This is a genomic window from Streptomyces sp. NPDC026672 (assembly GCF_040638185.1).
GTDB lineage: Bacteria > Actinomycetota > Actinomycetes > Streptomycetales > Streptomycetaceae > Streptomyces.
The window spans coordinates 37,498-48,039 of the sequence record NZ_JBEZXS010000057.1 but is presented as its reverse complement, the minus strand read 5'-3'; the positions used below and the strand labels follow the sequence as shown (position 1 = coordinate 48,039).

The following is a 10,542-nucleotide window of genomic DNA, read 5'->3' as shown; positions in this document are numbered from 1 at the left end:
ACGGTCGCCCTGAAGTTCACCGGGACCGAGGACTCCTCGCTCCAGACCAGCTTCGTCGTGGACGACACCGCCCTGACGACGAGCTGACGCACCGCCGATCGGAGGACCCCGGCCGGAGCGACCCGGCCGGGGTCCCCGTGGATCCGGACGCCGTGGTGGAACGTCACATCCGTATCAGCACCGGATTCCGGGAAGGACGGTCAGCCATGCGCCGTACGACGCTCGTCCGCACGACGGCCGCCGCCGCGGCGGCCCTGATCCTCATGGGCTGCGGGGGCGAGGGCGGCGGGAAGGCGGGCGCCGGGAGCGGCGACTCGGCACCCTCGTCGGCCTCCACTCCCACCCCACCTGCCTCGTCCACCCCGCCCACCTCACCTGCCTCGCCCACACCACCGGCCCCGTCCACCTCCGGCGGCCCGGCCGGGTGCACCGAGGACGTACCGCTCACCGCCGCCGACAACGGCCGCACCGTCTGTCTGACCCGCGGTGGGCGGGTCCGGATCATGCTGGACGGCACCAAGGACCGCCCCTGGAAGCAGCTGGCCGTGCGCGGGGACACGCTCAAGGCCATCAACGCGGGCATCGTGCTGCTGCCCGGCGACGTGAACGCCGCCTACGAGGGCGTCGCGCCCGGCACCGAGACCCTCACCTCGTCCCGCCCGCTGTGCGCGAGCCCCGAACCGGGCCACGTGTCCTGCCTGGGCATCCAGGACTGGTCGGTCACCGTACGGGTGGAGTGAGGCCGGACGGGGGCCGGGCGCTCACCCGGCCAGATGGCGCACCTGGTCCCACAGAACGGGGTCGACCACACCCACCCGGCGCCGGAACTCGCCCACCGGGACCTGCCGCAGCTCGTCCGTCTCCAGGAAGCTGGGCCGGCCCCGGGCGTCCCCGACCGAGCCCGGCGGCAGCGGGATCACCCCGGCCCGCTCGTCGTGGTACTTGCTGGTGATCTTCGCGACCGTCACCCGGCCGCCGCGCACGGCCAGCACCAGGCACGGCCGGTCCTTGGTGCCCGGGCCCTGCTCGTAGGGCACGTTCGCCCACCAGATGTCCCCGGGCCTGGGCGCCGTCGCGCGCCCCGCCGGACGCTCCCTGCGGCCGGGCGGCCGGGTCCGTTCGCGCCGCGGCCGGTGGCCGCGCCCCCAGCCGTCGACGAGCGTGGCGATCAGCGCGAGCAGCACCACCGCCGCGAGCGCCAGCCACCAGGACGTGTCCATAGCGACGACGTTACCGGCGTGCGATCCCCGGCGCGCGCCCTCTCGCAAGCCTTCCGCGCCCCTGGTCCAGCCGAACCGGTGACACCACAGGTGAGTTCGCCCACAACGGCCCCTGGCGGAGGAGCGACCGGACCTTTTGCGCCTTACGCTCGACGGACCGCACGACCCCTGTCCACACCCCTTTTCCGACCCCTCTCACCACCTGTCCCATCCGTCCCTTCCGGATTCCCGCCAACGGAGGTTTCTGCTTCATGAAGCTCACCGTCGTCGGCTGCTCGGGGTCGTTCCCGTCCGCGGAATCGGCCTGTTCGAGCTACCTCGTCGAGGCCGACGGCTTCCGGCTGCTCCTCGACATGGGCAACGGCGCCCTGGGCGAGCTGCAGCGCCACTGCGGTCTCTACGACCTCGACGCGATCTTCCTCAGCCATCTGCACGCCGACCACTGCATCGACATGTGCGCGTACTTCGTGGCGCGCTACTACCGGCACGACGGCGGTCGCGCCGCCCCGCTCCCGGTCTACGGACCCGAGGGCACGGAGCACCGGCTGACCACCGCCTACGCCGACACCCCCACCGCCTCCTCCATGAGCGAGGTGTTCGACTTCCACACGGTCAAGCCGTCCACGTTCGAGATCGGCCCCTTCACCGTGCACACCGAGAAGGTGCGGCATCCGGTGGAGGCGTACGGCATCCGCGTGGAGCACGGCGGGAAGTCGCTGACGTACTCGGGGGACACGGGCGTCACCGACACGCTCGACGAACTGGCCCGGGACACCGATCTGTTCCTGTGCGAGGCCGCGTTCACCCACGGCAAGGAGAACATCCCCGACCTCCACCTCAACGGCCGTGAGGCCGGGGAGACGGCGTCCCGCGCGGGTGCCCGCCGACTGGTCCTCACCCACATCCCGCCGTGGACCGATCCGCAGGTCAACCTGGCCGACGCCCGTGAGGCGTACGCGGGTCCCGTGGAACTCGCGACGCCGAGGGTGACGTACGAGATCTGAGTCCGTACGGGGTTCAGGCCCGTACGCACAGAAAAGGCCCCGAAACCCAACAGGTTCCGGGGCCTTCGCCGTGCGGCAGGACCGCTGGGGCCCGGGGCTACTTGGACTCGGCCTTCAGCAGCTCCGCCAGTTCCTCGTCGGACTCGCGGCCCGGCGTCGGCAGGTTGAACCTGACGATGGCGAAGCGGAAGACGGCGTAGTAGACCACCGCGAAGCACAGGCCGACCAGGACCAGGCCCCATGGGTTGCTCGCGATGCCGAGGTTCAGACCGAAGTCGACCGCGCCCGCCGAGAAGCCGAAGCCGTCCTTCATGCCCAGCGCCCAGGTCAGGGCCAGCGAGACACCGGTGAGGACCGCGTGGATCGCGTACAGGACCGGGGCGATGAACATGAACGTGAACTCGATCGGCTCGGTCACACCGGTCACGAAGCTGGTCAGGGCGATGGAGAACATCATGCCGCCGACCGCCTTGCGGCGCTCCGGGCGGGCGCAGTGCACCATGGCGAGGCAGGCGGCCGGCAGGCCGAACATCATGATCGGGAAGAAGCCCGTCATGAACTGGCCCGCGGTCGGGTCGCCGGCCAGGAAGCGGGCGATGTCGCCGCTCTTGCCGTGGTACTCGCCGGCCTGGAACCAGGGGAACGAGTTCAGCAGGTGGTGCATGCCGATCGGGATGAGCGCGCGGTTGGCGACACCGAAGATGCCCGCGCCGACGGCGCCCGAACCCACCAGCCACTCACCGAAGTTGTGCAGCCCCGTGCCCAGGACCGGCCAGATGTAGCCGAAGACGATGCCGATGATCAGGCCCGCGAAGGCCGACAGGATCGGGACGAGGCGCCGGCCGCCGAAGAAGCCCGCCCAGTCGGGCAGCTTGGTGCGGTAGAAGCGCTGGTAGAGGAGGGCCACGACGAGGCCCATCACCACACCGCCGAGGACCTTGGCGTCCACGGGGGCGTTCACCATCTGCACCTTGCCGTCGACGACCGTGGCCACCTGCGGCAGGTTCTTGTCGGTGAAGGTGGCCAGCACGTTCTTGAAGACGAGGTAGCCGACCACCGCGGCGAGCGCCGTGGAGCCGTCCGACTTCTTCGCGTAGCCGATCGCGATGCCGACGGCGAACAGCAGCGCCATGTTGTCGAGGATCGCGTTGCCGCCGGCCGCCATGAACGAGGCGATCTTGGTGAGGAAGGCGGGGAACTCGGGGCGGCCGAGCATGTCGTTGTTGCCGAGGCGCACCAGGAGGGCGGCGGCGGGCAGCACCGCGACCGGCAGCATCAGGCTGCGGCCGATGCGCTGGAGCACCGCCATCACCGCGGCGCCCTTCTTCTTGTCGGCCGCGGGAGCGGCGCTGGCCGTGGTCACAACTTCCTCCTGGGGATGCCCCCGGCGGCGGCCGGGAGAGGGCAGGGCGCCGCCCGGGAACCGAGGAGGGGAACGCCTGCGTCGCTGGTCTACACCACTGAGTGGTGTAGACCTGTTGTACACGATGAAGGCGGCATAAGGAACCCGTGAATTCCGCCACCGGAACGCTACGCTCCGTGCTCCCGCGAGGGGGGCCGCGGCCTTCGTGGGGGTCGACGGGCGGGCGTCACGGCTTGGTGACGTCTTCCATCTCGGTCTCGCGTTCCCTTCCCGGTGTGTGTAGGTCGAAGCGGGTGATGGTGAAGCGGAAGACGGCGTAGTACACCGCCGCGAACACCAGCCCGATCGGCACGATCAGCCACGGCTTCGTCGCCAGGTTCCAGTTGATGACGTAGTCGATCAGCCCCGCCGAGAAGCTGAACCCGTCGTGCACCCCCAGCCCCCACGTCACCGCCATCGACACCCCCGTCAGCACCGCGTGCACCGCGTACAGCAGCGGCGCCACGAACAGGAACGAGTACTCCAGCGGCTCGGTGATCCCGGTGACGAACGACGTCAGCGCCACCGACAGCATCAGCCCGCCCACCTCCTTGCGGCGCTCCGGCCGCGCGGCGTGCGTGATGGCCAGCGCCGCGGCCGGCAGCGCGAACATCATGATCGGGAAGAACCCCGAGGTGAACTGCCCCGCGTCCGGGTCCCCCGCCAGGAACATGTTGATGTCGCCGTGCACCACCGACCCGTCCGGCCTCGTCCAACTCCCGAACTGGAACCAGATGGGCACGTTCAGGAACTGGTGCAGCCCCACCACCAGCAGCGCCCGGTTCGCCACCCCGAACACCCCCGCGCCCCACGCCCCGAGCCCGCTCATCCAGTCGCCGAAACCCTCCAGCGCGTCACCCACCGGCGGCCACACCCACAGACACAGCGCCGCGACCACGATCGCCACGAACGCCATGACGATCGGCACCAGCCGCCGCCCGTTGAAGAAGCCGAGCCAGTCCACCAGCCGGGTGCGGTGCAGCCGCGCCCAGCAGAACGCCGTCAGCAGCCCCAGCACGATCCCGCCGAACACCCCCGGGTTCTGGAACGTGAACGCCGTCACCGACCCGTCGCTCACCCGGCAGCCCACCTGCGGCACCGCCGTCGAACCCTCGGGACAGTCCTCGGGGAACTGGTGCAGCACGTTGTAGTAGACGAGGAACCCCGCCACCGCCGCCAGCGCCGTCGACCCGTCCGCCTTCCGCGCCATCCCGATCGCCACCCCGACGCAGAACAGCAGCGGCAGCCCCAGCGAACCGTCAAGCAGCGCACCGCCCGCACCCGTCATCACCCGCGAGACGTCCGTCCAGCCGAGGCCCTCGTCCCCGAACACGTCCGGCTGTCCCAGCCGGTTGAGGATGCCCGCCGCCGGCAGCACCGCGATGGGGAGCTGAAGGCTGCGGCCCATCTTCTGCAGTCCCTGGAACGCCGTGTTCCACCGGGCGCGTACCGGGGTGACCGTGCCGTCGGCGCTCATGGGCCTCCTCGCAGCCGCCCCGCCCGGAAGCGGGTTTGGCGACCGTCCGACGGCTGGTGTAGACCAGTTGGCGGACGGTTCCGCTGTCGTGATCGCCATCATTCGATACGTACGACATGACCGCTCGCGAAGATGGGCCAACTGTGGGTTACTGCGACAAAGCGGTTCGGATCAGGGAGAAGCACCATGGCCAGCAAGGCTGAGAAGATCGTCGCCGGACTCGGCGGCATCGACAACATCGAGGAGATCGAGGGCTGCATCACACGGCTGCGCACCGAGGTCGCCGACCCCTCGCTGATCGACGAGGCCGCCCTGAAGGCCGCGGGCGCCCACGGCGTCGTCAGGATGGGCACCGCCGTCCAGGTCGTCATCGGCACCGACGCCGACCCCATCGCCGGGGAGATCGAAGACATGATGTGAGCCCGGCCGCCCCGGGTCACGACGGGCCCTCCACCAAGCGTGTGGGGGGCCCACCCGTGCGGGTACCGGGCTTCACCCGCGGGGACCGCCGGACCTTGCCAGGGGACTAGGCTCGACGGCATGTCTCGCATCGACGGCCGCACCCCCGAACAGCTCCGCCCCGTCACCATCGAACGTGGCTGGAGCAAGCACGCCGAGGGCTCCGTCCTCGTCTCCTTCGGCGACACCAAGGTGTTCTGCACCGCATCCGTCACCGAGGGCGTGCCCCGCTGGCGCAAGGGCAGCGGCGAGGGCTGGGTCACCGCCGAGTACGCCATGCTGCCCCGCGCCACCAACACCCGCGGCGACCGCGAGTCCGTCAAGGGCAGGATCGGCGGCCGTACGCACGAGATCTCCCGTCTCATCGGCCGCTCGCTGCGCGCCGTCATCGACTACAAGGCCCTCGGCGAGAACACCGTCGTCCTCGACTGCGACGTCCTCCAGGCCGACGGCGGCACCCGCACCGCCGCCATCACCGGCGCGTACGTCGCCCTCGCCGACGCCGTCACCTGGGCCCAGGGCCGCAAGCTCATCCGGGCCGGCCGCCAGCCGCTCACCGGCACGGTCTCCGCGGTCTCGGTCGGCATCGTCGGCGGCATCCCGCTCCTCGACCTCTGCTACGAGGAGGACGTGCGCGCCGAGACCGACATGAACGTCGTCTGCACCGGCGACGGCCGCTTCGTCGAGGTGCAGGGCACCGCCGAGGCCGAGCCCTTCGCCCGCGCCGAACTCGACGCCCTGCTCGACCTCGCGGTGACCGGCTGCGCCGACCTCGCCGCGATCCAGCGCACGGCGCTCGAAGCCACGCTCGAAAAGTAAAGGGAAACCCAAAAGCGAGGCAACCCCGTCCGCCTCCCCGACGTCCCTAGGAGTACGGGCGCGCGGCCTACCCCCGCGCGCCCGGCCAGCCGTACACGGGGAGGGAACCCAGCCATGGCCGCGAGCCGACGCCGACGTCGGGCCCGTATCACCGCTTTCGCCGCCACCGCGGCGGCCGTCGCACTCACCGCCGGACTGACCGCCGGCTGCTCCGCCGTCGACAAGGCGCTCGACTGCGTCCAGACCGCCGACTCCATCGCCGACAGCGTCACCGATCTCCAGCAGGCCGTCGAGAACGCCGCCGCCGACCCCACGCGGACCGACGAATCCCTCACGTCGATAGAGAAGAACCTCGACAAGATCGGCGACCGCACGGACAACGCGGACGTCAACAAGGCGGTCGACGACCTGAGTCGGGCCGTCGGCAACGTCCGCACCGCCGTCCGCAACGGCGACGAGACCCCCGACATCAGCCCGGTGACGGACGCGGCAGGCGAACTCACCAAGGTCTGCACACCGTAGGACCACGGAGTGCGTTGCGGGGCCGCGAGGAACCGGCCACCGTCGGGGGATACTGGCCCCCATGACCCGCCTGATCCTCGCCACCCGTAACGCCGGGAAGATCGTCGAACTCCGCGCCATCCTCGCCGACGCGGGGCTGACGCATGAACTCGTGGGCGCGGACGCCTACCCGGAGGTGCCGGACGTCAAGGAGACGGGGGTGACGTTCGCCGAGAACGCCCTGCTCAAGGCGCACGCCCTTGCGCGGGCCACGGGACTTCCGGCGGTCGCCGACGACTCGGGGCTCTGTGTCGACGTCCTCGGCGGCGCCCCCGGCATCTTCTCCGCCCGCTGGTCCGGCCGGCACGGCGACGACCGGGCCAACCTGGAGCTGCTGCTGGCCCAGTTGGCCGACATCGACGACACCCACCGGGGCGCCCACTTCGCCTGCGCGGCGGCCCTCGCGCTGCCCGACGGCACGGAACGCGTGGTCGAGGGCCGACTGTCCGGCACCCTGCGCCACACCCCGTCCGGCACCAACGGCTTCGGCTACGACCCGGTGCTCCAGCCGGACGGCGAGACCCGCACCTGCGCGGAACTGACCCCCACCGAGAAGAACACCATCAGCCACCGAGGCAAGGCCTTCCGCGCCTTGGTACCGGTGGTACGAGAACTGCTGGGCTGACACTGCCAAGAAGCCCCACACCTTTGAATCGAAGGTGTGGGGCTCCTTTCATTTGTGCGCCCGGTCGGATTCGAACCGACAAACACGACCACCTAAAGATCGCCGCTCGGCCGTTGGCGTACGGGCGCTCGGACCGGAGACTACTTTACTGGCCTATGCCGTCCGCCGTCCGCCCCCTCGGCACCAGGTGCTGGTGACCGCATGACAGTTGGGGCACAGCAACCGCAGATTCTCGCGCCGGTCGTCACGCCAGTCCCCGTTGATGTGATCGACCTCCAGCGTCATGGGCTTGCCGAGCCACTCGGAACCGACACCGCACTGCGCGCACTGCTCGGACACGCCGACTTCGCGGAGCGCCCGGCGCAGCAGATGGGTCCTGGTGCGCTGTTCGCCGTCGTGCTGGATCAGGATGTCCTCGGCTCGCCTGACGCTGCTCGGCCCTGCCTTTCCTCGCCGATGGGCCTGCCCGAGGAAGTGGTCGGTCGGGAGACGCTCCTCCGCGATCCATTTCCTGAGGTCGGCACGTTGCCGGCCGTTGTCCGGGCGGCCCAGACGGCGAAGCACCTCCGCCACCGAAGCCGACTCGACCACTGCGTCACGTAGTTCGTCGGATGTGGGGCGGGGGAGTCTTCCGGCGGGACGGAAATGTGAGACGTCGATGCCGAAGTGGGCGAACCGCTTCGTGATGTATTGCCGGAGACGCCCGTACGGCCTGGTGCCGAAGAAGGCGATGACCTCGTCGATGTCGCGGCAGTGCGTGGCGGCTTCGGTCAACCGCTCTCGGGTGTACAGCACTCCGTTGCTCATGCGGCGCCACCCGCGGTCCGTCCCTTGCCGCGCCCTCGGTAAGTGTCCGTCGTCGAGTGGCAGTTGGGGCACAGCAGCCGCAGGTTCTCGATGCGGTTGTCCCGCCAGTCGCCGTTGACGTGGTCGACCTCCAGCGGGAGCGGGCTGCCCCGCCAGAACGGCTCCGTATCGCACAGGGCGCAGCGTTCCCTCATGCCTGAAGCCGTCATCGCCCACTTGAGCCGGTCGCTCGGGATGCGCCGGGCCCGGTCGGTGGGCTGCACCACCAGGAGCCCCTCGGGTGTCCGGGGGTGCCTGGGCCTGCCGCGCCGGGTCGGTACCTGGAAGTGGGACGTGTCGATGCCGTACGCCTTGATCCGTCGGCTGATGTGCGTGTGATGCCCACCGACCACCTCCAACCCCAGGAAGCGCAGCACCTCGCACACGTTCGTCGAGGCCGACACCGCCTCCTGGAGGATGTCCCGGGTCCACTTGACCTCGCGCTCGAAGTGCGACGTGTCCACTCCGAGCCTCCGCATGCGATTCCGTACGTACCGCCGCGTGGAACTCTTCGGATCCACCCCCAACCGTCGCAGCGCCTCCGACAACGTCCGCGCCTCCCGGGCCGCCGCCTCCAGTCGTTCCTTGCCGTACGCGCTGACTCCCACGTCGTGCCCCCTCCGTCCCGGCCGCGTGTTCGCCGCCTCGTACGGAGTAACGAACCGTTTATCGGACGGTCACGTCCGGAATGTGGAACGGCCCGCACCAGGTTCTCCCGGTGTGGGCCGTTCCGTCGGTGGGAGCGTGTTGTCAGATGCCGAGGTCCTTGATGATCTTGGCTACGTGGCCGGTCGCCTTGACGTTGTAGAGGGCGCGTTCGACCTTGCCCTGTTCGTCGACGATCACCGTGGAGCGGATGACCCCGACGACCGTCTTGCCGTACAGCTTCTTCTCGCCGTAGGCGCCGTACGCCTCCAGGACCGCCTTGTCCGGGTCGGCCAGCAGCGTGACCCGCAGGGACTCCTTGTCGCGGAACCTGGCCAGCTTCTCCGGCTTGTCGGGCGAGATGCCGACCACGTCGTAACCGGCGCCGGCCAGGACGTCGAGGTTGTCCGTGAAGTCGCACGCCTGCTTGGTGCAGCCCGGTGTGAGGGCCGCGGGGTAGAAGTACACGATCACCTTGCGGCCCTTGTGTTCCTCCAAGGTCACCTCGTTGCCGTCGGCGTCGGAGAGGCTGAAGGCGGGGGCCACGTCCCCGGGCTGGAGTCGCTCGCTCATCGCACTAGCGTAACGGGGGGTCCTGGCAGTGCGGCGGCGGCGAGAACTGACAGACTGTCCAGGAAAGGCACCCAAGACTTCGGAGGCGGTACGGTGGCGGACACGTCGGACACGTCGGACACCAGAACCCCGGCGCAGATCGAGGCGGACATCAGGCGCCGCCGCGAAGTGCTGGCCGAGACGCTCGACGAGATCGGGGTGCGGGTGCATCCGAAGACCATCGTCGGGGACGCGAAGGCGAAGGTCGCCGCCAATGTCGATCACACCCTGGGCAAGGCGTACGTCCAGGTCAACCGGGTGGTGACCGACGTAAGGGCGCAGTTCGTGGACGAGGAGGGGGCACCGCGCGTGGAGCGCATCGTGCCGGTCGCGCTCGTCGCCGTGGGCGTCGTCGGCCTGCTCCTGCTCGGCACCCGCCGCCGCGGGCGCTGAGACGCGCGGCACCCGGCGGCGTACGGACGCGGTGAAGGCAGGTAGGTTCGGGGTGTGAGCGCCAACAGAAACAGCACCCAGCACGACAAGCTCCCCATCCGGATGCTGCACGACCGGGTTCTCGTGCGGCAGGACACCAGCGAGGGCGAGCGGCGTTCGGGCGGCGGGATCCTGATTCCCGCGACGGCGGCCGTGGGCCGTCGGCTGGCCTGGGCCGAGGTCGTCGCGGTGGGGCAGAACGTGCGGACCGTGGAGCCGGGCGACCGGGTCCTGTACGACCCGGAGGACCGCGCCGAGGTCGAGGTGCGGGGCGTGGCCTACGTGCTCATGCGCGAGCGCGACCTGCACGCCGTGGCCGCGGACCGCTTCGAGGGGTCGGAGGACTCCACCGGCCTGTATCTCTGACGATCCGAGCAGCTGAACGGCCGAGGGGCCGGTGACCATGGTCACCGGCCCCTCGCCGTACGTCCGGGCGCGTC

General features: G+C 70.2%; 14 protein-coding genes and 1 tRNA gene. 8 read left to right on the top strand and 7 right to left on the bottom strand.

Features of this window, described 5'->3' with window-relative positions; all coding sequences use genetic code 11:
- Positions 1–206: 206 nt before the first annotated feature.
- Entirely contained in the window at positions 207–740 is a 534-nt protein-coding gene (locus tag AB0F77_RS38670; protein ID WP_361958131.1) for a hypothetical protein, read from the top strand.
- 21 nt (positions 741–761) lie between these two features.
- Here AB0F77_RS38670 and AB0F77_RS38665 read toward each other — a convergent pair whose 3' ends face one another.
- Complete coding sequence (locus AB0F77_RS38665) at positions 762–1,220, bottom strand: type II toxin-antitoxin system PemK/MazF family toxin (protein ID WP_361958128.1); 459 nt, start codon at positions 1,218–1,220, stop codon at positions 762–764.
- A gap of 251 nt (positions 1,221–1,471) precedes the next feature.
- Between AB0F77_RS38665 and AB0F77_RS38660 the strand changes: the two genes are divergently transcribed.
- On the top strand, positions 1,472–2,224 hold the full coding sequence (locus AB0F77_RS38660; protein ID WP_361958125.1) for an MBL fold metallo-hydrolase: 753 nt from the start codon (positions 1,472–1,474) through the stop codon (positions 2,222–2,224).
- A 97-nt stretch (positions 2,225–2,321) separates the two neighbouring features.
- Here AB0F77_RS38660 and AB0F77_RS38655 read toward each other — a convergent pair whose 3' ends face one another.
- Both AB0F77_RS38655 and AB0F77_RS38650 read right to left on the bottom strand, forming a co-directional pair.
- On the bottom strand, positions 2,322–3,587 hold the full coding sequence (locus tag AB0F77_RS38655) for a PTS transporter subunit EIIC (protein WP_361958122.1): 1,266 nt from the start codon (positions 3,585–3,587) through the stop codon (positions 2,322–2,324).
- A 226-nt stretch (positions 3,588–3,813) separates the two neighbouring features.
- Positions 3,814–5,103, bottom strand: coding sequence for a PTS transporter subunit EIIC (locus AB0F77_RS38650; RefSeq protein ID WP_361958119.1), 1,290 nt, complete (start codon positions 5,101–5,103; stop codon positions 3,814–3,816).
- Positions 5,104–5,289: 186 nt separating this feature from the next.
- On the opposite strand from AB0F77_RS38650, the gene AB0F77_RS38645 reads away from it, so the two are divergent.
- From AB0F77_RS38645 to rdgB, 4 genes are all read left to right on the top strand, one after another.
- Positions 5,290–5,523, top strand: coding sequence for a PTS glucose/sucrose transporter subunit IIB (locus tag AB0F77_RS38645; RefSeq protein WP_361958116.1), 234 nt, complete (start codon positions 5,290–5,292; stop codon positions 5,521–5,523).
- Positions 5,524–5,643: 120 nt separating this feature from the next.
- Positions 5,644–6,381 carry a ribonuclease PH gene (gene rph, locus AB0F77_RS38640; protein WP_361958113.1) on the top strand — a complete coding sequence of 246 codons (738 nt, stop codon included), beginning with the start codon at positions 5,644–5,646 and terminating at the stop codon, positions 6,379–6,381.
- 114 nt (positions 6,382–6,495) lie between these two features.
- Positions 6,496–6,903, top strand: coding sequence for a hypothetical protein (locus AB0F77_RS38635; RefSeq protein WP_361958110.1), 408 nt, complete (start codon positions 6,496–6,498; stop codon positions 6,901–6,903).
- A 61-nt stretch (positions 6,904–6,964) separates the two neighbouring features.
- Positions 6,965–7,567: an RdgB/HAM1 family non-canonical purine NTP pyrophosphatase gene (gene rdgB / locus AB0F77_RS38630; RefSeq protein WP_361958107.1), complete on the top strand. Its 603-nt coding sequence runs from the start codon at positions 6,965–6,967 to the stop codon at positions 7,565–7,567.
- A gap of 55 nt (positions 7,568–7,622) precedes the next feature.
- Here the strand turns inward: rdgB and AB0F77_RS38625 are convergent.
- The 4 genes from AB0F77_RS38625 to bcp form a co-directional block, all read right to left on the bottom strand.
- Positions 7,623–7,695 (bottom strand) — tRNA-Leu (locus AB0F77_RS38625).
- A gap of 25 nt (positions 7,696–7,720) precedes the next feature.
- Positions 7,721–8,374 carry an HNH endonuclease gene (locus AB0F77_RS38620; RefSeq protein WP_361958104.1) on the bottom strand — a complete coding sequence of 218 codons (654 nt, stop codon included), beginning with the start codon at positions 8,372–8,374 and terminating at the stop codon, positions 7,721–7,723.
- Entirely contained in the window at positions 8,371–9,021 is a 651-nt protein-coding gene (locus AB0F77_RS38615; RefSeq protein WP_361958101.1) for an HNH endonuclease signature motif containing protein, read from the bottom strand. Before AB0F77_RS38615 ends, AB0F77_RS38620 begins: the two co-directional genes overlap by 4 nt.
- Before the next feature lie 142 nt (positions 9,022–9,163).
- Positions 9,164–9,631: a thioredoxin-dependent thiol peroxidase gene (gene bcp, locus AB0F77_RS38610; RefSeq protein WP_361958098.1), complete on the bottom strand. Its 468-nt coding sequence runs from the start codon at positions 9,629–9,631 to the stop codon at positions 9,164–9,166.
- A gap of 93 nt (positions 9,632–9,724) precedes the next feature.
- Here bcp and AB0F77_RS38605 point away from each other — a divergent pair, with 93 nt between their 5' ends.
- Positions 9,725–10,063, top strand: a complete 339-nt coding sequence (locus tag AB0F77_RS38605; protein ID WP_361958095.1) for a DUF3618 domain-containing protein — start codon at positions 9,725–9,727, stop codon at positions 10,061–10,063.
- Between the two features lie 54 nt (positions 10,064–10,117).
- On the top strand, positions 10,118–10,468 hold the full coding sequence (locus AB0F77_RS38600; protein ID WP_361958092.1) for a co-chaperone GroES: 351 nt from the start codon (positions 10,118–10,120) through the stop codon (positions 10,466–10,468).
- Positions 10,469–10,542 lie beyond the last annotated feature (74 nt).